Origin of the sequence: Sporomusa sp. KB1 (genome assembly GCF_007830295.1) — a bacterium.
Taxonomy (GTDB): Bacteria; Bacillota; Negativicutes; order Sporomusales; family Sporomusaceae; genus Sporomusa.
The window spans coordinates 1,285,432-1,307,713 of sequence record NZ_VLKC01000002.1 but is presented as its reverse complement, the minus strand read 5'-3'; the positions used below and the strand labels follow the sequence as shown (position 1 = coordinate 1,307,713).

The following is a 22,282-nucleotide window of genomic DNA, read 5'->3' as shown; positions in this document are numbered from 1 at the left end:
CGGGCTGCAATGAAGTTTTACGGCATAACATACTGTGCTTCTTAATAGTTAAAGTCGCAGGACTTTTTGCTATATAAAATTTAAAAGGAGGATCATCAATGTTGGAGAAAATGATGCGGCTTCAAGCGCTTATTAACGGCTCAGAAGCAGAAAAGTTCCGGGAGTTTTATTATGGAAAGTTTTTTACGGGTGATATTACCATTGTCGACAGCGGTGAAACATGTACGCTTTCTTTTCACTTAGGAGAATGCGTTAGTGTTGTAAAGGGAATTCCCAACACAGGTGTGGACATTGGTGTGTCCGGTTCTAAAGAGGACTGGGAAAAATTTCGGACACATAAATCCCTCAGTGTAGCTACGAATAGAGGAAATACCAATAATCTAACTACTATGGGCGGCGCCATTCGTTTTAGACAAAATTTCAATGTTGTGGCGCAACTGATTCGGGTATATGCCGGTATCTGCTAACAATTATATAAGCGACAAGAAAGGGGTAATCACTATGTCAATTACAGGCTTTTATATTAAGGTGAATGGCATTAATGTATACTGCGAAACCAATAATGCACCCGATGACAAGGCAACAATCATTTGCCTGCATACAGCAGGGCGTGAAAATAGGCAGTATCATGATATGATGAATATTTTTGCTAAGAAGTATAAGATGATTTCGTTCGATATGCCGGCTCATGGTAAAAGCTGGCCACTGCCGGGTAATAAGGTTATCAATAACTATAAAGACTATGGTAAGTTTGTTTGGGCTGTTATTCAGGAGCTTAGAGTAGAAAATCCAATCGTTATTGGCTGCTCAATGGGCGGCAACATTGTCTATCATATAGCCCAGGAATATCCTGTTCGCGCAATTGTTTCGATGCAGGGTTCCGATTATACTCCTACTATTGATGAACGTATTTTGGAACTGTTGAACCATCCTTATGTCAGTTGCCAGCATTCCCACTTAGAATTTTCTGAATGCCTGATTGGAAAGGCTACTACACAGGAAAGGAAAGATTTCATTCTCTGGGGGGTTATGTCGGAAATTGGTATTACCAAACAAGGGGATTTGACGCAGTACAACGGCTTTGATGTCCGAGACAAAATGGACAAGGTTACCTGCCCGACACTTGTTATTCAAGGACTTGACGACCCGATTGCTACCGAGGAGATGGCAAAGGCCACCATTGCGCGTATTTCCAATTGCAAGAAACTAATTTACAAACCAATTCCGGACTACGGTCATTTTATTCTAGTAGAAAATCCGGAAAAAGTTTGCGAATACATGGACGAATTTATCACGCAACTTGACTGATTGGCTGATGTCAGCCCCTGCGAGCGCAGGGGCTGACATCCAGTACTTTAGATGCTTCTAACAAAGGTGTGCTAAAAAAACTTGAATATATAAAACACAAAAATAACTGCTAAATATATGCGAGATTTACTATTAATCATGCTGCGGCTTTTGGAGAGCGCCAAGCCGCTGTGGTAGGCGAAATTACGGCTTCTATGCAGCAATTGGCTTCATCAGCTGTTAACATCGAAAGAATTATCGAAAGTAGTTAGAGATAGTCAGAGTCATTTAAGTAAAGTCGTTTAAGAACGGTTTCAATTTCAAATCGAAAGATAATTCAGTCAGGGTATTTGCTAACCTATTCTTGTTGAGGATAAAGTCGTGCATAATAGTAGGGTTTTATTTTACGATGAAGATATCCATGCCTTATGTCAAGTCTGTTTTATAGATTATTAGGAAAATTAGAATATCATTAAAGCTTTAATTATCCGAATATTGAAACGCAATAATAAATTCACTTTATTACAAGGGTTTTGGTGTGAGAAAAAATGGGCCTGCTTTCTCCGCGAGCGCTTAGGGTCTCTTCACGGTGATCCATCTCTTGTTTGAGCAAAGCAGAGCAAAAGTCAAGGTGAGACGAGCCTTTGGCCTCCATAGGGCCGGTAACCGTTGGCAGCGCCGGATAGCCGTAGCTCTTTTAGAAAATGAGTCGTCATCTTAGAAACCATGCGCTCACCTCGCCTTCGTGCAACCGGAGATACCGGCTAATCGCTGGCGGCGTATCGTCAATCCAGGTCATGGCTAGGGGCCAATCGCATTGGGCAATCCTAGTGGGGCATGGCGGTGAACTATGCATTGTAGACAGGAGAGGCTTATACGGTCAATGTGAACAGAATAAATCTAGAAATAAAAGGAGTGAGTAGGTTGATGCAGGAAGAGAATCAAAAAATTGTGGCGCAAGAAAGCCTGGAAATGACTCCTTATTCATGGAAAGTACTATGGTTTGTATTTTTTGCGTGGGTTTTTGATGCTGCTGACGGGACTATTTATGCATTAACTTTGCCTATAATACGCGAAGAATTTGGACTTTCACTGTGGCAAATGGGTATGGTTGGATCCATCTTTCTTGGAGGCGCAGTTATTGGGTCGATTATTCTACCTTATTTAGCAGACCGTAAAGGAAGACGGTGGGGTATGGCCGGATGCATAGGTCTATATTCAATTTTTTCTGGTTTTACAGGGATTGCTCAAAATTTTTATCATTTGGCACTGGCAAGGTTTTTCACTGGAAGCGGGACTGGCGGTGAGTGGCCAATTGGAGCTGCGTACTTGTCTGAGGTAGTTCCAGCCAAAAAACGCGGGTTTGCCATGGGGCTTATGCAGTCTGGCTACCCCGTCGGTTACTTTCTTGCAGCAGCAATTTTTGCGGGATTTGTAGGGTTGAATCTAGGGTGGCGAGGTTGTTACTTTATACTGCTGATTCCCGCTGGAATGTGTTTTTGGGTGCTTATGACACTGAAAGAAAGTGAGCGGTGGCTGAAAGGGCGAGAAGAAGCAAAACTGGACCGCAATAAAGCCAATGTAAGCTTCAGGGAACTGTTCAAGCCAGAATACCGTAAGTTCACAATCATTGGGACTTTGCTCCATATTTTTGGCGGATTTTACTCATGGGGCCTCGTGCTATGGTTTCCAAGTGTACTAATGTTAGATTTCAACATTGACAAATTGACAACTTCGTACATAACGATGTTCATGTGGGGTATTGCCACTATCGGCTATGTAGTTGCAGGGCCGCTTTCCGATAAAATTGGCAGAAAGCCAACATTAACAATATTTGTAACGTCTAGCTTGATCTGTGTGAGCTTCATAAACTATTTGAAAACTATTCCCGGAGTGCCTTTATCTGCGATTTATGTTATTGCAGCATTGATTGGCTGTGGCATGGGTGCTCATACTGTGTTGATTAGCTACAGCAGTGAGATATTTCCGTCGCATGTAAGGTCTTTGGGTCTTGGACTTGCTGTGGCTGTGGGCAAAGGAACATCAATGTTAGCACCATTTATATTAGGGGTTATTGCGCAAAAATACTCGGTTTCTGCTGGCGTACTTGTCGCTGTGTGTATCGGTTGGCTGATGGTACCAACCATCTTTACAGGACCTGAAACAGCACAGAAACGCCTAGAAGATATAATAACAAGCCCGACTATCGGGCAGTGACAAAGGGAGGAAAAGACAAATGAATTAGAGGATACGGATTCATAGTAATATATGACAGGAACTATAATTTTTGAGTTTGGAATAAAAAAATAAGGGGTGTTAATCATGATAATAAAAAAAATTGAAGTTATTCCTTTTAAGATTGTCAATAAACGAGAGGTATTCTGGGCTGCTGGCTCATTGCCGGCGGCAGAGCATCTCATTGTAAAGATTGAAGCAGAAGACGGTACTTATGGTGTTGCAGAAGCTGTACCCCGTCCGATGATTTATGGGGAAACGCAAGAAGGCATGTATTATGCGTTAACCAAGTATCTGGCCCCTCTAATTATTGGTGAAGATTCTTTTGCTCTGCAAAAAATATGGGAAAAATTAGACCAGGTTGTTTGGAATCCAGCAGCAAAAGGTGCTATCGATGTGGCGTTGTATGATTTGAACGCCAGATTGCTCAATATTCCTGTCCACAAATTAATGGGTGGTCCTTACAGGACGCAAATTCCGATTTCCTGGCAGATTGGGTTTGGCACAAATGAAGAAATGCTAGATGAACTGAAACAGAAAATTGCAGAAGGATATCGAACCTTCAAGGTCAAAGGCGGACCGCATCCAGATAATGATATTAAGGTGCTCAAATTGATGCGAGAGAATTCGCCTGATGATGTCAGACTCTATATTGATGCCAACATGGCATATAGCCGCCAAGATGCGCTGCGGGTTATGAAAGCACTGGAAGGGGTATTGGCAAGTCTGGAGGAGCCTTTGATTAGTTGGGATAATGAAGGTAGAAAAGATTTGGCCAATCGGGTAAACACCCCTATATTGAGTGATGAAAGTACGTTTACAGTTGTTGACGTTTATCACCAGATTCAGTTAGGAGCACTGAAACAAATCGGTATTAAGATTCCAAGGACAGGTTTTACGCTATCCACAAAGATTGTCCATCTGGCGGAAGTAGCCAATATGCCCATTCAAGTCAGCTTACAAGCCGAAACTGATTACGGGAATGCGGCATGCATTCAGTTTGCGTGCGCACATAAGCAAGTCAGTTTGCCTTGTGAGGTATCGTACTATGTGGATAATATGGGCGACAGTCTGTTACAAAAACCTCTTGTCATTAAGAATGGATTTATGCAACTCCCCGAAGGACCAGGCATGGGAGTTGAGCTTGATTGGGAAAAAGTGCACAAGTATGCGATAAAAATCGGATAGAGGGAAGTTGATTTTGCTTATAGAGGCTACCCTCAAGGACATGAAATAGATTCTAGGTGAAGTGCAGGACAGTACCTTTGCCAAGAAGTTGATTGCCGAAAAGGAGATGAGACGCCCCAATTGCTCTGGTATGCGGGTGAAAAAGCGAATCATCAAATTGAGATAGCGGGAAAAGAATTGTGTTCGATGCTGTCCAGACTGAAATAGTAAAGAGCAAATGGAGGAAGAGGCATGGAAACCGGTATAAAAATTTTTGACACAACACTTAGGGATGGGGAACAAACCCCGGGAGTTTGCCTGGGAGCTAGGGAAAAGTTGGAAATTGCCCAGGTACTGGCTAAACTGCGGGTTGATATCATCGAAGCTGGGTTCCCTAGTGCTTCTCCAGGTGACTTCGCTGCGGTCAGTGAGATTGCGGCGCAAGTAAAAGGCGTATCTATAGCGGCGCTAGCCCGGGCTAATACTCAGGATATTGATGCCGCCAAAGAAGCCTTGCGTAAGGCAGAGAACCCGTGTATTCATACTTTTATTGCAACTAGTGATATCCACTTGGAATATAAGTTAAAACTGACGAGAGAGCAGGTGCTAGCCCAAGCCGAAGCGGCTGTTCGGTATGCTAAAAAGTTTATCAGTGATGTCGAGTTTTCGGCGGAGGATGCATCTAGGTCAGATTGGGACTATTTATGTAAAATTTATACAGCAGCCATTACTGCTGGTGCTACAGTAATTAACATACCTGATACAGTGGGGTATTCAACGCCGTCTGAATTCGGTGCTCTTATTCGCTACATCTGTGATAACGTGCCTAATATTGATAAGGCTATTGTTAGCGCCCATTGTCATAACGACTTGGGTATGGCGGTTGCTAATTCGCTCGCTGCCGTGCAAAACGGGGCACGGCAAGTGGAGTGCACCATTAATGGAATTGGAGAACGGGCAGGTAATACATCACTGGAAGAATTGGTAATGGCTCTGGCTACTCGGAAAGAGTATTATCGTGCTACTACACGGATAGATACTCGGCAGATTTACCGGACATCACGCCAGGTTAGCACTCTCAGCGGCATAGCGGTTCCGCCCAATAAAGCTGTCGTAGGCGACAACGCCTTCGCCCACGAATCAGGGATTCATCAGCATGGAGTTCTTAACAATCCCTTAACCTATGAAATTATGAATCCGGAAATGGTGGGCAGCCGAAATGCTATCGTACTTGGGAAGCATTCTGGGCGACATGCTTTTGAAGAACGTATCCAACAACTGGGCTATGATTTACCTGAAGAGAAAATTAATGTCCTATTCAAGGAGTTTAAAGAACTGGCTGACCGCAAAAAGGTGGTCTATGATCGTGATATTGAAGCGCTTGTTGCCGACAGGCAACAAATGACCGATGAGTGTTACCGACTGCTTTACCACCAGGTAGTAAGCGGCAATCAAATGGTTGCTACTGCTTCCGTACGGCTTGAAACCGATTCCGGAATGATGGAAGAAGCTAGTTGCGGCGATGGTCCCGTGGATGCCTTATTTAAGGCTATTGAAAAAACAGTAGGATTCTCAGTATGCCTGAAAGATTATCAATTAAAAGCGGTTACCTCTGGCGAAGATGCCTTGGGTGAGGCGACTGTCTGGCTGGGACATGATGATAAGATTTTTATCGGCCGAGGAATTAGTACTGATGTAATTGAAGCTAGTGCACGGGCCTACGTGAATGCTATGAACAAGATGATTGGCGTTTGTGGCTATCTCAAATAGGCTCAGGCAGCAGTGGAACATTAAATCATGGGAATGACGATGACAGATTTGTTGGGCAATATGCAACACTGGAAGAAATCATCGTAAAATTGCCCAGACTATTGAGAAAATGTCTGCTTTTGTAAGCGCGATTTATTTACTATCCGAATATGAAATACCCACAATAAAAAACTCTAAGAATTATGTTGAACGATGTTATAGATACAAACAGCTTCATAAGGAACAGCGGCTTTTGGCAATAATGTCGACTAGGAACGAGCGGAAATCTTTAGCCCAGGCTGTCACAAATTTGAAAAAGAAAACCAAACTTCTTAACAGGCGTCTACTCGATATTACAGCGTGAATAAAACTTTCCAGCAGATGGATTTTTCGGTTGTCTCTATAACGTGTTAATTTGCATAGTACCTGTTGTACTATTAAACACCCCGCAGCGTCTATGTTACGGGGTGTTTAATAGTTAATCTCCATAAGATGTACCAGTCCTGCAAAAAGCGTAAATGGTTTTGCAAATTCATAGCAAAGTTAAAGAGTAGGCTAATAAAGCCTTTTATAAAAAGGGATTTTATAAAAAACAATGCATAAATACTTAAAAATATATGTTTGGTGCCATGACCAACGAAAGGGTATATCAATCGCAAATGTCACATTTTTTTTGCAGTAGAGACGATGACATAAATTATAAATTGGACCCGATCATGGTAGGGTGTTTCTAGCGAACATCCGGGATTTTTGTCAGATTCTTTGAACTGTCAAGAGAACGGATCGCAAGTTGGAGCGTCCAAAAGAACGCACATTGGCAGTCAACGCTTGCGTTGACGTTTCTGTTTACAAGTTTATAAATGATAGGGAGAAAAAATATGAAAAGCATTCAAACCAAATTGACGGTTAGTATTCTCATTATTTTTTTTGTAGCGCTTAGTGTATTGGGTGGGCTTAATTATTGGAAGGCTAAGGAAATTATTATCGAGAATCTTAGACATGACATGGCTGTACAGGCGAAAACAGGCGCAGGTGATGTTGCCGACTGGCTGGAAGCTCGCAAAGCCGAGATGGCGATTATGTCAGTGTCGGCGGTGGTTCAGAGCGGTGACCGTGAGAAGATTATCCCCTTCATGGTAAATGTCGCCAAGGCGAATCAGCAGTATGATACCATCGGCTACGTTGACCCGAGTGGCGCGTATGTGACCTCGTTAGGAACGGCAAACAATGCAGCCGACCGGGAATATTTCCAGAGGGCGGTGAAAGGAGAAGTCTTTATTTCCGATCCTCTGATGTCAAAGGACACCGGACATTTGGTGACGGTGGTAGCTGTTCCGGTCAAGGTTAATGACAAGGTGACTGGGGTGCTATTCGGAGCCATCAACATGGAAGCTCTCTCACAAAAAGTTATGTCAGTAAAGATGGGTCAGACGGGTTACGGGTACGTAGTGCAAGGGGACGGACTGACTATTATTCATCCAAATAAAGACAATGTGATGAAGGTCAATTCTTTGCAAGATAGCACTTCTTCACCTGCACTCAAAGAAGCATACGGGCATATGGTGAAAGGCGATACGGGCCTTGTCAGCTACGAATGGAATGGCGTCGATAAAATGCTATCTTTTGCGCCAGTATCGGGTGTCAGGTGGTCGTTGGCAGTGGCAGCGCCGGTGGCAGAGATAACGGATGTTCTGTCAGCTTTGACAATGATATCATTGGTGACCATAGTGGTCGTACTCATTATCACGGCGTTAGTCGTCGTGTGGTTCGCGCGCCGTATTGCCAAGCCGCTCAAGGAACTGGAGGTGGCGGCCAATCGCATCGCCGACGGTGATGTATCACTTACCGAGCTGAAGATCACCTCCAACGACGAGATCGGGCGGTTGGGACAGAGCTTTGAGCAGATGACGCGAAACCTGCGCAATCTCATCCAGCAAATCCTCGGTGCTACAGAGCAAGTGGCGGCTTCAGCAGAGGAACTGACCGCCAGTTCGGAACAGTCGGCACAGGCCGCTAACCAAATCGCCACTGCAATTACCACCGTGGCCGCTGGTGCCGACGAGCAATTGGCGGTTGCCAATGAAACCTCGGCAGTGGTGGAGCAGATGTCGGCTAGTATCCAGCATGTAGCAGCCAACACCAATCAGGTGGCTGATCAATCGGCTCAAGCGGCTGCCAAGGCGAAAGACGGCGGTCAGGCGGTGGAGAATGCGATCGTCCAGATGAATCAGATTAGTTATACCGTTCATACCTTGGCCACACTGGTAACTAAGCTGGGCGAACGGTCCAAGGAAATTGGACAGATTGTTGCCACTATCTCCGGCATAGCCGGTCAGACCAATCTCTTAGCCCTCAACGCCGCTATTGAGGCCGCGCGAGCCGGTGAACAGGGCCGGGGTTTCGCGGTGGTAGCCGAAGAAGTGCGGAAGCTGGCTGAGCAGTCTCAGGAGGCGGCCAAGAAGATCGCGGGGCTGATCGGAGAAATTCAGGGGGATACCGATAGAGCGGTCGTAGCGATGAACGACGGTACGCGGGAAGTCGAGACAGGGGCCGAGGTTGTCAACGCTGCTGGGGCTGCTTTTCGAGAAATCGTCGGCTTGGTGACTGAGGTGTCAGGTCGGGTTAAAGAGGCTTCGGCGGCTATGCAGCAAATGGCGGCCAGCAGCCAGCTAATTGTGGGTTCGGTCGAAAAAATCGACAAGCTCGGCAAAAAGTCGACGGGTGAAGCTCAGGGGGTTTCGGCAGCGGCGGAAGAACAACTGGCCTCCATGGAGGAAATTGCCTCATCTAGCCAGAGTCTTGCAAAGTTGGCCCAGGATCTGCAGACAGCTGTCGGCTATTTCCGGGTTTAGTATTTGTATGGAAAGGATGGGGGGATATCGTGGCATCTGAACAAGTAGTTGTTTTTAGTTGGTGGCGGAAGAATATGCACTTCCGATATCGCAGGTCAAAGAAGTTATTCGCTATAACGGCGCTACTAAACTGCCTAATAGGACCAAATATATGGACGGAATTTAGAAGTCTTCGGGGCAAAGTACTTTCTCTTATTGATTTGGCAGGCGAGCAGAGTGCGCTGGCGAGAGAACCCGCGCAAGAGTACTTAAAGTAGGGGTATACGCCTCTGAATATTATGAATAAGTCAGTTGGCAAAAACGGAAGAGTTCAAAGAAATACAAAAAACGTGCAAGCCATTACAATACATCAAACGTGATCTGATACATTGATCAAGTGTTTTCCCGAGGGAAAACACTTCAGAGTGTCGAGAAACCCACTTAATAATATAAATTTACCGCAATAAAAGGTTTAGAACGTGTTAGTTGACGCTTGGTTTCAGAAATCATCAAGAAATAATAAGAAGATCGCTCCCATCTTAGATCATCTTGGCCAGGTGGTTAGCGATCTTCTTATTATTTTGGCAAGTCGCTGTCATGAGTGATTGCTCTTGTACTTGCTCGCGACCACGGAAATGGCAGTAGCGAAGCCCATGGAGTTGTTTTGAATCCGCGAAGCTTTGCTCAATAGTTTCTTTTCTTTTTTTATACAACATCTTGCCTTCTGGGGTAAGTCGATTTTGGTGAACCCATTCCCGGATCTCTTGCCCTACGTAGCAGGTGAGAACTTTCTTATGCGAGTTAGACCGTGTACACTGTTTTAACAAAGACCAGCTAACTGACTGAAGTCAAGCCCTAAACTAAAAAAATCTTGTACTAAAAAAGGGTATAGCAAACAAACCTTCAAAAAATGCGAACATTATTTGATAAGGCCATGTTAATAAATAATCCGCCACATATAAGGAACGGGTATAATTTCGCTGATTCATTACGGAGTCGTGATGAGCTATCCGGCTCACCATTAACTTCAGATTTTACTCCTACTAATTATTCGGGCACATTCAACATCGAAACGACCAGTGCCAAAGGAATGGCAAGGACTGGGGTATACCAAACCTGTAGCAGACGCAGGGTTCGAGAGTGAGGAAAATTACACTTGGTGCGAGGAACATAGACAAACGGCGTTTATCAAGCCGGCTAATTACGACACGAGAAAAACCCGTAAATACAAAAGTGATATTGGCAGACGGGAGAACATGCCCTACGATGCCAAAAGCGACAGCTACCTCTGTCACATGGGGAAAAAGACCCGTTCTAAAGCCGGTTACGCAATCGTGACAACGGTATACACCTGCACAGAGTGCACCGGCTGCCCGCATAAGGCGCAATGCATCAAGGGGGCAAGCAAGAAGAACGGAGCAAGAACCTGCATGTATCCAAAGCCTTTCTCAGGCAGCGCCAAGAAATGCAGGAGCGCATTCAAAGCGAGGAAGGTGTCCTGTTGCGCATGAACCGCTCCATTCAGGTAGAGGGAGCGTTCGGAGTCCTTAAAGAGGACATGGGCTTCCGGCGATTTCTGTTGCGAGGCCAAAGTTAAAGTGCAGACCGAATTCCTGCTGCTGTGTATGGGATATAACCTAAACAAACTCCACAACAAAATCCAAAGTGGTCGCTGTGGAACCTATTTGCATATTCCCAAAGCGGCCTGATAACTATATACAGAGTTTTTTTAGAGGAATGGGCTTCCTCTGTTTTGTTATGCCTATAAATCGTCTGGGGCTTCCTTTTTTTCTTTCTTCCAGCGAGTTTTCCTTTTTCTTTACGCAAAAAGGACGTGTCGCATTGCGTTTTTTTTAAAACGTTTAGCGACACGCCCCTCCTTATTGTTTCCGTCAACAAACTTACAGGCTGCGGATTTCCTCTAAGCGTTTTCCTTTTGTCTCTACTCCAAAAATAAGAGTTACTGTGCCGCCAATGAAAAATATTGCGGCCCCAAGATTAAACAAACCGGCATTGCCTATATAAGGAAGCAGCAATCCAAACAGTGTGGGGGCGATAAGTGAGCCCATCCTGCCTGCGGAGGAAGTCGTACCGCAGCCGGTTGAACGAATTCTTGTCGGGAATACTTCTGACGCATAGGTGTAAATAAGCGACCACATACCAAACATAAAGAATTGCATACAGCAGCCAAAGACAAATAGTTCTGTAAGTGTTTTCGACTGACCATAAAAATAACAGAATACCGCAGCAAGTATCAAATACGAGAAAATCATTTTTTTGCGGCCGTATATTTCAACAAAGTACGTTGCGCACAAATAGCCCGGTATGGCGGGTAAATACATTAATAGAACAAAACCGCTGGACTTGACAACACTGAAACCCGCGTTTACCAGCAAGGCCGAAATCCAGGTATTTAAGCCATAAAAGCCAAACAATACGCAGAACCAAAGCGTCCAAAGGGTAAGTGTCTTTTTAATCTGGTTACGTTCGAGCAATTGAGCAAGCTTCGATTTATTCGAATAGTCCTTCTCGTCAATAATCGGTTCAGGAATTTCCGGCAGCGATTTTCCGGTTACTTTAATTACTTGCGCTTCCATAGCCACCACTATTTCTTTTGCTTTGTCAAGCTGACCTACAGATTCATGCCAGCGCGCTGATTCCGGAATTTTGTATATCACCATAAACACACAAAGTCCGCCTAACGCCTGTATAAAGAAAACATACCGCCAGTCGACATACATAAGAGCAACCCAGGAAATAAGACCGGCTAAAATGCAGGCCAGCGGGAAACCACCCTCCATAAGACAAATCGCCCGTCCCCGGCTATTGGCAGGAAACAGCTCGGAAAGCATGGACTGCGTCATGGGGAATTGAGCGCCCATTCCTAAGCCAAGAAAAAACCGGAAAACCCAGAAGGCAGTGATATTGGGACTCCAGGCCAACCCCAAACTGGCCAAGCTCCAAATAAATATAGATATCACCAACATTTTTTTTCGCCCGAATTTATCGCCTAGGTATCCGGAAAGGCTAGCCCCAAAAAACATACCAAGGTAGGTGGATGAAGCCACAAGCCCCTTGGTTGTGGATGTAAGAGTAAATTCATTGCCTATGGAAGCCAATACAAAAGTTGCCGTACCCAGACCAACAGACCCTAATATCCAACATATTTCGTGCACAAGCCATAGTTTCCACTGAACTGAACATAACGGCAGTCTGTCCAGCCGGCCGGCTATGTTGTTCTCAAATCTTTCCCCCATTATTTACTCCTCCTCGCAGTATTCATGAATCATGTGGCGATCCCATTGCGTAATGGTAAAAGCAGCTTTGGTTCCAATCCAGACAAGAATCATCATCCATTAAATCCTGCTTTTAATTAATGCAATTTTCGTGCCAAATAAATTTGCTGCGTCAGTGAACAAAAGAGGTGAAAAACAACAGGAATTAACGCAGGATTATACCGTGTTTTTTTGCTTTTCGCACGAAGGTCGACTGACTTAGACCTAATATGGAAGCACTTTTTCGCGTGCTTTTCGTGCTTTGGTAGGTTGAAAGAAGAATCTCTTTTTCCTTTTGATCTACAATTTCCTGCAAAGGTATTGCTGTGTTACCGTCATTATTGTTGGGAATACCTTTAATTTCATAAAAGCTTGCGAGCGGAATTTCGGAAGAGGTGCTGGTTATCAGCAAGCGTTCCACTGTATTCTCCAATTCTCTGATATTGCCGGGCCAGTGGTAATCCAAAAAGGCATTGAGTACCAGGGAATGGAGGCGTTTGTTCATACTGTATTCCTTGTTGAGCTTTTTTATAAAATGCAGCGTCAGCGCAAAGATATCTTCCGGCCTTTCTCGTAAAGGTGGAATCAGGATGGGAATAACATTCAGCCGGTAATAAAGATCTTCCCGGAAGGTCTTTTCTTTTACCATTTCCTCTAAATTCCGGTTGGTTGCGGCAATAATGCGTACATCGACATTAATTGTTTTATTGCCGCCGATACGCATGATTTTTTTATCCTGAATGGCTTTGAGAACCTTGACCTGCATATCGCCGGGCAAATCGCCGATTTCATCCAGAAATAAGGTGCTCTTGTCGGCAAGCTCAAATATTCCCAGTTTTCCTCCTTTGCTGGCGCCGGTGAAGGCACCGGCCTCATAGCCGAAAAGTTCTGATTCAAAGAGGCTGGGAGGAATGGAGCCGCAATTAATTTCCATCATGGGTTTAGCATTGCGTTTGCTCGACTGATGGATTAAATTTGCAAAAACACCTTTGCCCACGCCGGATTCACCCAGCAGCAAAATCGTGGAATTGGATGGCGCCACCCGCATAGCCAGCTCGACAATATGCTGCATCTTGGAATTTTCGGTGTGAAAATCTGCGTAGATATTGGGTGACATGATTTGGCTGAGCTTCTGTAAATAATCCTGTTGAAGTCGTTTGCTTTCCGAAAGTTGCTCTTTCAAATTCCTAAGTTCAGTTACATCGCGCACGTTGCACAGAACGCAAATGACTTCGTCGGTACGTCCAAACACGGGAGTGCCTGTGAGCAACATATCCTTGCCATTCCGGAAATCAACTATGGACATGGTTTCTTTCCTGTCAACAACCATGGGTGACAGACCCTGGTGAATTAAGCCGTTTTCCACCAGTGCGTCAATGTGTACGTTTGTATAGTCCTCCTTGCGGATATTGGCCATGGCCTCATAGGATTTATTGGTCTGGCGGACAATGCCCCGGGCATCGACAATAATGATCCCATCGGCTACGGCGTCAATGATTTCCTGGGTCAGGGCGATAATGTTCTCGTCCCAGTTGGACCAACTTTCCCAGGCTTCGGATAAATGCCACAAAATAGTGATATTTACCTGGTTTTCCGCCGGCCGGAACGGGAAGATGAACATTTCATAACAGTGGTTGTTGGGAAGTGTGCAGCGCAGAGACTGTTCCGCGCCATCCATTATAACCATGTCAAAGATTTCCGAGATATTCAGGCCTTCTAAAAAAGAAACTATACCGGCCTCATCACCGAAAATACATGCGGCACTTTTATTCCAATATAAAATTTCTCTTTTTTCAGAAATAGTTACAATGATAGTTTCTTTATTGATAACGTATTCTGCCTTATCTAACGTTTTCACCCACTCAGTCTCCTTGTTTATGAAATTATTGCAATATTTAAATTTTATGATTCACTATTGAATCACTCTAATAATACGCTCAAATTACTTTAAAGTATACGTGTTTTTAAAACATTGCCAATAAATGTTTCACCGTACCGAATCATAAATGAATCACTATAAAAATAGGCTGTTTTTCATATGCTTATAGCTCTCTATCAAATATATGTCAACTTGTCATTTTCAAAGAAAATATTACATACCGTACTGATTGGCAGCATTCTCGGTTAAAACTGATGCAAAAACAACTCATAGCAGTCATTTTTTAACGCAAAGCAATGACGGTTTTAGTGAAATATCAAAAAATTATTAAAATTTTAATGTTTTTTTGTCAATACAAGAAGTATAGCCAGGGCTATTTCCAGCCGCAAGCTCAAAAATAATGTTATTGCATCCTGCTGAGCGGTTTTTCAATACTTCCTAACTAAAATCACAAGCAATGACCATGCCATTATATCCAAACATCCAAGGTGTATAATCTATTAATTTTGCGAAGATTGGCATAAATGTTGCATTAGGCATAAAACGAAATTTTATCATCCAATCCAGAATTAAAATCCAAAATTTAAATCCAGTATCCAGGTCGCTAAGACGGCTGAGTGGCGCAGCTTGTCCAAAGGAGGTGAAAACAGTAAAAGCCTGTTAGAACTTACGGATTTTTTGTTGACGCATAACGTCCTGCAATAACACACATGAGGAGATGGTAATAAAAAATGATTATTATCGGTGAAAAAATTAATGGATCCATTCCCTCCGTAGCCAAGGCAATCACCGGGAAGGATGCGGATTTTATCCGTAACCTTGCAAAAGTGCAGGCAAATGCCGGTGCCGCATTTATCGATGTGTGCGCGTCGGTTGACAACCATATCGAACTAGAAACCATGCAATGGCTTATCGGACTGGTGCAGGAAGTTACCGATACCCCCATTGCCATTGACAGCCCCAATGTTCGTATCTGTGCCGCGGCGATGAAGTTCTGCAACAAGCCTGGTCTTATTAATTCGGTATCCATGGAAGGCGACAAGATTGATGTCATCTTCCCGTTAATTGCCGATACAGAATGGGAATGCGCCGCGCTCTTATGCGACGATACGGGATTGCCCCAGAATGCCGAAAAACGTCTGGCTGTATTTGCCGCTATTATGAAAAAAGCAAAAGAATACCATATTGCTCCGAACCGCCTGCATATTGATCCCCTGGTGCAAATGCTCTGCACCTCGGAAGACGGAATCAATACCGTTACGGAAGTAATTAAAACCATCAAAACACAATATCCGGATATTCATGTTACCGGCGGTGGCAGCAACATTTCCTTTAATTTGCCTGCCAGAAAACTGGTAAATCAGGCTTTCCTCGTCCTGGCAATGAACGCGGGTATGGATAGCGCGATCATTGACCCGCTAAACCGGGATTTGATGGGTATGATTTATGCCACCGAAGCGCTCCTGGGCATGGACGAATACTGCATCGAATATATCGGGGCCTATCGGGAAAACAAATTCGGGCAACAAAAATAACAAATAGATAATATTAAACCAGGAGGAATGAAACATGTCAAAGATTCAGGAAATCGCAACCGCAGTTGCGGGCGGCAAAATGAAAATTGTTGGTGGCCTTATTGACGAAGCATTAGCGGAAGGTATTGCCGCCACTGACATTTTGAATGAAGGTCTGATCGCCGCGATGAGTATTGTAGGTGACCAGTTTAAGGACGGCCAAATCTATGTTCCGGAAATGTTAGTTGCCGCCAGAGCGATGAAAAAGGGCGTGGAAAAGCTTAAGCCCCATCTTGCCGGCGGAGTAACCGCTACTTTGGGAAAATTCATTATCGGCACGGTCGAGGGTGATTTGCATGATATCGGCAAAAACCTCGTGGGCATGATGCTGGAAGGCTCGGGCTTTGAAGTGGTTGACTTAGGCGTTGATGTTCCGTCGGCAAAAATTATTGATGCCATCAAAGCCAATCCGGATTGCCGGATAGTCGGCTTAACCGCCCTGCTTACCACTACTATGCCGGCCTTAAAAGACGCTGTCAGTGCCATCGCGGAAGCCGGCCTTAAAAACCAGGTTAAGATTATTGTCGGCGGCGCGCCGATAACCCAGGAATTTGCCGATAAAATCGGCGCCGACGGTTATGCGGAAAATGCAGCTTCGGCCGCAAGCATTTCCAAAAAACTTATCGCTTAACCAAATAAAGCAACACAAACAATACAGGGAGGGGTTACTATATGAATTCCCGTGAGAGACTGCAGATGGCCCTGAATCATCAGGAACCGGACCGTATACCGCTTGATTTAGGTTCAGGCCATGCGTGTAAGTTTACAAAATACTTTTATCTGAAGTTGCTTGATTACTTTGGCTTAAAAGAGGACAACCTTGAAATCGCTCAAAAACCTTATCAGCTGGTTTATGCGTCGGATAAAGTGATGGACCTGCTCGGCTGCGATGTCCGCAATGCCAGAGTAAAATATGTAAAAGATCATGTAAGCCCTTATGTCAGAGAATGGGAAGATGAAAGTTACACTTATTTCACGAATGACTTTGGCACAACCTATCGCATGCCCCACAAGCACAGTCTGTACTATGACCTGTATGACACTGCCCTGGGAAATGCGGAAGACGAAGAAGACGATGCCAAGTATATCTGGCCTTGTCCCAACCGGCTTGTGCCCGGTACGAGAAAAGAACTTGAGGATTACCGCGCAGCGGGCTTCCTAACTACAACCTGTCAGGTGTTTGGGAATGGCTTTCTGCAAACCGGACCATTGGTCTACGGTTATGAAAATTGGCTTGCCATGCTGGTTGCCGAACCTGAGCGTTGTACAGCTTTTATTGAGAAACTATATGAAAAGAAAATCGAATGGTACGGCTATCTTTTTGATGAATACGACGGACTGCTTGATGTAACCGCGGAAGCCGATGACTTTGGCACCCAACGCGGAACCTTCTGTTCACCGCGAGTGTTGCGGGAACTGATTTTTCCCTATCATAAAAAACTTAATGAATTTATAAAAAAATCGCAACCGGGCATTAAAACCACGCTGCATACCTGTGGCTCGGTATATGAGGTAATTGGTGACATTATCGAAGCAGGCTATGATTGCCTGAACCCAGTACAGATTGCCGCCGCCAATATGGAACCTGAACGCTTAAAGAACGAATTCGGGAAGGTGATTACCTTCTGGGGCGGCGGCATTAATACTCAGGCAACCTTGCCAAACGGAACTCCTGAACAAGTCCGGGAAGAAACCAAACGGAATATTGACATCTTCGCTCCGGGCGGAGGATTTGTATTCTCGCCAGTGCATAATATTCAGGACGATGTGCCTATTGAGAATTTCATTGCTATGTGGGAAACGTTCCAGGCCAATTGCAAATACTGATTATTTTTCAGAAAATACTGGATGATTATGAACCAGGGGAAGTCGAGAGACTTCCCCCCGCTTCATAATCACTGGCCTTATACAGATTTATCCGAGAGTCAATTGCATCCACAGTAACATTACAAAGATATCCAAAATTAACATAAATTATCTGAATTATCTACAATTATTATATTGCGATATATCTTTGCAGAAGCAGGCAAAAGAGGCTCTTGCCCCTCTTTTGCAAATAGTGGACAGGTAACAGATCACCTTGGTTGGCACAGAGACACTATACAGAGGGGGATTTCCGGTATGAATAAAAATAAGATACTGCGTGTAAGTGTACCCGACCGGCTTGAACGATTGCCGCTCACTGGCTATCAAAAGCGAATTTTTGCACTGATTGCCGCAGCCTGGTTGTTTGATTCTATAGATCTTGCCATGCTAACTTTTATCCTGGGTTCGATTAAAACGGATTTTGGCCTGTCAGCGCAGCAGGCAGGCTTGCTGGCCACAATGAGCTTTATCGGCATGGCCGTCGGCGCATCGGTCTCCGGCATCTTAAGTGATAAGTTCGGACGGAAGGTGATGCTGCAGAATAGCATATTGGTGTATAGCGGCGCCAGCATCCTGTGCGCTCTGGCCCAGACGCCGGAAATACTGGGTATATTCCGTTTTCTTGTGGGCTTTGGCTTAGGCACGGGTTTTCCTCCGGCCATGTCTTTGGTGTCCGAATTCATTCCCAGCAAAGACCGGGGCCGCTATATCGCCATACTGGAAGGCTTCTGGCCTATCGGTTTTATTTGTGCCGGCATTCTTGCCTATTTTCTGATTCCCTTCGGTGGCTGGCGGCTGGTGTTTCTGGCAGAAGCCGTACCGGTGCTGTATTATTTTGTGGTCAAATATTATATCTCCGAGTCGCCGCGCTGGCTGGAGGATAAGGGGCGGCTGGCGGAAGCGGACAAGGTAGTCACCGATTTTGAGGAAGGGGTCAAAAAAGCCCTGGGAGGGCACGAATTGCCTGTTGTCCAACCCCGGCCGTATGAGCCCGACAAACAAGCCGTCCAATCCACCTTTGCCGATTTGTGGGCGCCGGGTTATGTCAAACGCACGGTTATGATATGGAGTTTATGGTTTTTTGCCCTGCTCGGTTATTATGGATTAACCACCTGGCTGGGTACATTATTACAACAGAAAGGTTTTGAGGTAACAAAATCGGTTTTCTACACGGTGGCCATTTCATTTGGCGGCATTCCGGGGTTCCTGACTTCTGCCTATCTGGTTGAAGCCTTGGGCCGCAAGCCCACCAACGTTATCTTTTTGTTTGGAGCGGCATTGGGGTCGTATCTCTACGGGACGGCGACAACCTTAACCAGTTTGGTGATTTTTGGTTTTATTATGCAATTTTTTATGCTAGGTATGTGGTCCTGTATGTATGCGTATACACCTGAGCTATATCCTACGCGAGCCCGGGCAACCGGGTCAGGATTTGCCTCGGCAGTCGGACGCTTGGGGGCGATCGTGGGCGCTTATCTGGTGGGAGTCATTTTGCCGCATACGGGTATCGAAGGAGTCTTTGCCTTGGGCGCCGTATGCTACGCTGTCGCGGCAGTGGCGGTAGTTATACTGGGTGAAGAAACCAAAGGAAAATCCCTGGAAAACATATCGGGTTAAAGTACTTCCTGCAACAGAACACTTACAGCCGACGATTGGCCGCAGGCGAGGTATTCCTCTTTTTGCGTCGTACGAAAATATTCAAGAGTCATTGATTTAGGGGGATATTTATGCTCAAAATTAAGTCTTACCAGGCAAAAATGATGCTGGCCATCATACCAACCGTAGTCCTCGGACTGCTGACCGTAGGCACCGTTGCCTATCTGGGCATTAACAATCTTATCGAACACGAATTGAGCAAAAGTATGCTGACAGCAACCGGCCAAACAGCGGCCACCATTAATACCTGGCTGGAAGCGCATAAGCTGGAGCCGGAAACAATGGCCACAACACTGGTGTCATCCACCACAATCAATAATGATTTTACGCAGATTGATACACAAAATATGAACTGGTACAAATTCCTGGACAAAAAGTATCCTGGTTTTTATCAATATGTTTATGCCGTCAATCGCAGCGGTGATTTTCACACCGCCCAGAAAAAAGGCAGTGACTATGTGATTGTAGCCGGCAATCTGAAAGACCGTGGTTACTTTAAGGCAATTATGGCTGGTGGTTCTACTCAGATCACACCGCCGCTCATTTCCTTATCGACAGGACTGCCGGCCGTATTTATGGCGGCGCCAATAAAAGACGAGCACAACATCCCGCAGGGGGTGGTCGGCACGGCCATTTCATTGACAACCGTTCAGCAAATTGCGGACAGCCTCAAATTTGGCACCACCGGTTACGGAATTATGATTGCAGCGGATGGGACTTTTATTCAGCACCCGGATAAAGAAATGGTAATGAAAAAGAAAATAACCGATACGGATCAGAGTACCGGTGAACTAGGCAGGCTCATGTTAGGCGGTAGTCCGGGCATATATCGCTATACGGTGAATAGTGAGAAAAAAATAGCCTTCTATCACCCGATCCCCGTTACAGGCTGGGCAATCGCCGCCACTATGTCTGAAACCGAACTCTTCGCACCACAGGCTACCATTATGAAAACGTTGGGAATTGCCCTTGGTGTGGTAATGGCCGTACTCTTGACAGTCATCTGGCTTTTGGCCAGGCGCTTGTCCCAGCCGCTTAAGGCGTTAGTCGGCTACACTCAGGAAGTAGCCGGCGGCAATTTGGCGAACAATTTTATTGAAACCAAATCCCAGGACGAGGTCGGGCGAGTAACGACGGCTTTTAATGACATGACAAAAAGTCTAGCCGATTTAGTCCGCCACATTGCCCAGACAACCGAACAGATAGCCGCCGCCTCGGAAGAGCTGACAGCCAATGCGGACGAGTCGGCCCAGGCAACGCAGCAGATTGCCGGAACAATAAACACCATAGCCGCTGGTTCTGAAAATCAGCTCAATGTCGTGACCGAAGCGACGTTGACTGTTGAACGGATGTCTACCGGCATCCGCCAAGTCGCCGATAAAGCCGATGCGGTGGCAAATATGGCGGAAAAAGCGTCCCATACTGCTCAGAACGGCACTCATTCCATAGAATCGGCCATTATGCAGATAGCTGCTATTGAGCAGGCCGTGACCACTTCGGCGGAGGTTGTTAAACAATTGGGGGAAAATTCCAAAAAGATCGAACTGATTGTGGAAACTATAACCGATATTACCGGACAGACCAATCTGCTGGCCCTCAATGCGGCTATCGAGGCCGCCCGGGCCGGTGAACAGGGCCGTGGTTTTGCCGTGGTTGCCGAAGCCGTGCGTAAACTGGCAGAACAATCCCAGGAATCGGCCAAACAAATCGCTGACTTGGTTCATCATATTCAAAGCGATACCGATCAGGCGGTTTTGGCCATGATGAAAGGGACATCTGAAGTTGCAGCCGGCACCGAAGTTGTTCATAACGCCGGACAGGCTTTTCAGGAGATTGTCTCGCTAGTCGACGCCGTATCGGTACAGATCAGGGAAAACTCGGCTACTATACAGCAAATGGCAGGCAATAGTGAACAAATGGTATCAGCCGTGGAGAAAATCGAAGAAATCAGCAAAGACACCGCCGGCCAGACCCAGTCCATTTCAGCCGCCACGCAGGAGCAATCCGCGTCAATGGAGGAAATTGCCGCTTCCAGTCAGGAGCTGGCTAAGATGGCGGCTGATTTGCAGAAAGCCGTCAGCTGTTTCAAGATTTAAAGACCAAAATATATAAAAAGGTTATGCCACTTTCATAGGCGCATTCACTCGGCTTACGCCTCACCGCCATACATACTATCCAAATAGCCTTTCCCCGCAGTTGTCTTAAAATACTTGTCTCTGATACTTTGTATCTACCCGGTTTAAATTATCTTCGAAGATATTCACTAGGAAATCAGCCTCAACTAGAATCTGAAAGTCGATCTCTATTGTCATATGGGAGACACCTCTTCTGTATGGTAGTGTTGAGTAGAAACTTCACTTTACCAGACATTGGGGTGTTTTTCCATTGTCAAGAATGATTATTTTATTGGCTTGCTGTTAACTACCTCAAGGTGTTCGGACGATTTTGCCTCTGCGAAAGTTAAGTTTTTAAGATATAAGCAAAGAAGCAAAAAGAACGTCCTGTTGCTTCCTAGAGCTTTTAAAGAAATGAAACTGCTTAATAGGTCAAAAAAAGAGTTGCATAATAATTATTATTATGTTATTATCTAATCAAGCACCATCCTTATAGCGACCTAGATTCAGCTAAGTATTGCAGAGGTAGGAACTTTCAGTTTCGTTGTTGCAAGCGATTAGTATATCTGGCTCAGGATTGTGTTTTTTAGTTACAATTTAATCATCTGACCCCTAAGTATTGAAGTTGAGTAAGTGACTGTTTGAAACA

Annotated in this window: 15 protein-coding genes and 1 pseudogene; 13 read left to right on the top strand and 3 right to left on the bottom strand. The window is 45.1% G+C overall.

Features of this window, described 5'->3' with window-relative positions:
• Positions 1-98 precede the first annotated feature (98 nt).
• From SALPA_RS09785 to SALPA_RS33225, 7 genes are all read left to right on the top strand, one after another.
• Positions 99-467 carry a hypothetical protein gene (locus SALPA_RS09785; protein WP_145092946.1) on the top strand — a complete coding sequence of 123 codons (369 nt, stop codon included), beginning with the start codon at positions 99-101 and terminating at the stop codon, positions 465-467.
• A gap of 34 nt (positions 468-501) precedes the next feature.
• Positions 502-1,308, top strand: a complete 807-nt coding sequence (locus SALPA_RS09780) for an alpha/beta fold hydrolase (RefSeq protein WP_186451007.1) — start codon at positions 502-504, stop codon at positions 1,306-1,308.
• A gap of 906 nt (positions 1,309-2,214) precedes the next feature.
• Positions 2,215-3,504: an MFS transporter gene (locus SALPA_RS09775; protein WP_145092940.1), complete on the top strand. Its 1,290-nt coding sequence runs from the start codon at positions 2,215-2,217 to the stop codon at positions 3,502-3,504.
• A gap of 105 nt (positions 3,505-3,609) precedes the next feature.
• Positions 3,610-4,710, top strand: a complete 1,101-nt coding sequence (locus SALPA_RS09770; RefSeq protein WP_145092938.1) for a mandelate racemase/muconate lactonizing enzyme family protein — start codon at positions 3,610-3,612, stop codon at positions 4,708-4,710.
• A 231-nt stretch (positions 4,711-4,941) separates the two neighbouring features.
• Positions 4,942-6,459, top strand: coding sequence for a 2-isopropylmalate synthase (locus SALPA_RS09765; RefSeq protein ID WP_145092935.1), 1,518 nt, complete (start codon positions 4,942-4,944; stop codon positions 6,457-6,459).
• 857 nt (positions 6,460-7,316) lie between these two features.
• Positions 7,317-9,290, top strand: a complete 1,974-nt coding sequence (locus SALPA_RS09760) for a methyl-accepting chemotaxis protein (RefSeq protein ID WP_255451119.1) — start codon at positions 7,317-7,319, stop codon at positions 9,288-9,290.
• Between the two features lie 61 nt (positions 9,291-9,351).
• Complete coding sequence (locus SALPA_RS33225; RefSeq protein WP_370516732.1) at positions 9,352-9,456, top strand: chemotaxis protein CheW; 105 nt, start codon at positions 9,352-9,354, stop codon at positions 9,454-9,456.
• A gap of 352 nt (positions 9,457-9,808) precedes the next feature.
• Here the strand turns inward: SALPA_RS33225 and SALPA_RS09755 are convergent.
• A pseudogene (locus SALPA_RS09755) lies at positions 9,809-10,093 on the bottom strand (transposase); the annotation flags it as partial.
• Between the two features lie 563 nt (positions 10,094-10,656).
• Here SALPA_RS09755 and SALPA_RS33220 point away from each other — a divergent pair.
• Positions 10,657-10,866: a transposase gene (locus SALPA_RS33220; protein ID WP_222427937.1), complete on the top strand. Its 210-nt coding sequence runs from the start codon at positions 10,657-10,659 to the stop codon at positions 10,864-10,866.
• Between the two features lie 304 nt (positions 10,867-11,170).
• Here the strand turns inward: SALPA_RS33220 and SALPA_RS09745 are convergent, their stop codons facing one another.
• Complete coding sequence (locus SALPA_RS09745) at positions 11,171-12,526, bottom strand: MFS transporter (RefSeq protein ID WP_145092929.1); 1,356 nt, start codon at positions 12,524-12,526, stop codon at positions 11,171-11,173.
• Positions 12,527-12,710: 184 nt separating this feature from the next.
• Positions 12,711-14,402 carry a sigma-54-dependent Fis family transcriptional regulator gene (locus SALPA_RS09740; protein ID WP_145092926.1) on the bottom strand — a complete coding sequence of 564 codons (1,692 nt, stop codon included), beginning with the start codon at positions 14,400-14,402 and terminating at the stop codon, positions 12,711-12,713.
• Between the two features lie 752 nt (positions 14,403-15,154).
• Here SALPA_RS09740 and SALPA_RS09735 point away from each other — a divergent pair.
• From SALPA_RS09735 to SALPA_RS09715, 5 genes are all read left to right on the top strand, one after another.
• Positions 15,155-15,958, top strand: coding sequence for a methyltetrahydrofolate cobalamin methyltransferase (locus tag SALPA_RS09735; RefSeq protein ID WP_145092924.1), 804 nt, complete (start codon positions 15,155-15,157; stop codon positions 15,956-15,958).
• Positions 15,959-15,992: 34 nt separating this feature from the next.
• On the top strand, positions 15,993-16,628 hold the full coding sequence (locus tag SALPA_RS09730) for a corrinoid protein (RefSeq protein ID WP_145092921.1): 636 nt from the start codon (positions 15,993-15,995) through the stop codon (positions 16,626-16,628).
• Positions 16,629-16,669: 41 nt separating this feature from the next.
• Positions 16,670-17,824, top strand: coding sequence for a uroporphyrinogen decarboxylase family protein (locus SALPA_RS09725; protein ID WP_145092918.1), 1,155 nt, complete (start codon positions 16,670-16,672; stop codon positions 17,822-17,824).
• A 294-nt stretch (positions 17,825-18,118) separates the two neighbouring features.
• A complete protein-coding gene (locus tag SALPA_RS09720) occupies positions 18,119-19,480 on the top strand; it encodes an MFS transporter (RefSeq protein WP_145092916.1) in 1,362 nt (453 codons plus the stop codon).
• 110 nt (positions 19,481-19,590) lie between these two features.
• Positions 19,591-21,615: a methyl-accepting chemotaxis protein gene (locus SALPA_RS09715; protein WP_145092914.1), complete on the top strand. Its 2,025-nt coding sequence runs from the start codon at positions 19,591-19,593 to the stop codon at positions 21,613-21,615.
• Positions 21,616-22,282 lie beyond the last annotated feature (667 nt).

Excerpts from the sequence above, each read along its gene's own strand:
- SALPA_RS09785 (WP_145092946.1), top strand. The coding sequence starts at position 99 with ATGTTGGAGAAAATGATGCGGCTTCAAGCGCTTATTAACGGCTCAGAA.
- SALPA_RS09780 (WP_186451007.1), top strand. The coding sequence starts at position 502 with ATGTCAATTACAGGCTTTTATATTAAGGTGAATGGCATTAATGTATAC.
- SALPA_RS09775 (WP_145092940.1), top strand. The coding sequence starts at position 2,215 with ATGCAGGAAGAGAATCAAAAAATTGTGGCGCAAGAAAGCCTGGAAATG.
- SALPA_RS09770 (WP_145092938.1), top strand. The coding sequence starts at position 3,610 with ATGATAATAAAAAAAATTGAAGTTATTCCTTTTAAGATTGTCAATAAA.
- SALPA_RS09765 (WP_145092935.1), top strand. The coding sequence starts at position 4,942 with ATGGAAACCGGTATAAAAATTTTTGACACAACACTTAGGGATGGGGAA.
- SALPA_RS09760 (WP_255451119.1), top strand. The coding sequence starts at position 7,317 with ATGAAAAGCATTCAAACCAAATTGACGGTTAGTATTCTCATTATTTTT.
- SALPA_RS33220 (WP_222427937.1), top strand. The coding sequence starts at position 10,657 with ATGCATCAAGGGGGCAAGCAAGAAGAACGGAGCAAGAACCTGCATGTA.
- SALPA_RS09745 (WP_145092929.1), bottom strand. The coding sequence starts at position 12,526 with ATGGGGGAAAGATTTGAGAACAACATAGCCGGCCGGCTGGACAGACTG.
- SALPA_RS09735 (WP_145092924.1), top strand. The coding sequence starts at position 15,155 with ATGATTATTATCGGTGAAAAAATTAATGGATCCATTCCCTCCGTAGCC.
- SALPA_RS09730 (WP_145092921.1), top strand. The coding sequence starts at position 15,993 with ATGTCAAAGATTCAGGAAATCGCAACCGCAGTTGCGGGCGGCAAAATG.
- SALPA_RS09725 (WP_145092918.1), top strand. The coding sequence starts at position 16,670 with ATGAATTCCCGTGAGAGACTGCAGATGGCCCTGAATCATCAGGAACCG.
- SALPA_RS09720 (WP_145092916.1), top strand. The coding sequence starts at position 18,119 with ATGAATAAAAATAAGATACTGCGTGTAAGTGTACCCGACCGGCTTGAA.
- SALPA_RS09715 (WP_145092914.1), top strand. The coding sequence starts at position 19,591 with ATGCTCAAAATTAAGTCTTACCAGGCAAAAATGATGCTGGCCATCATA.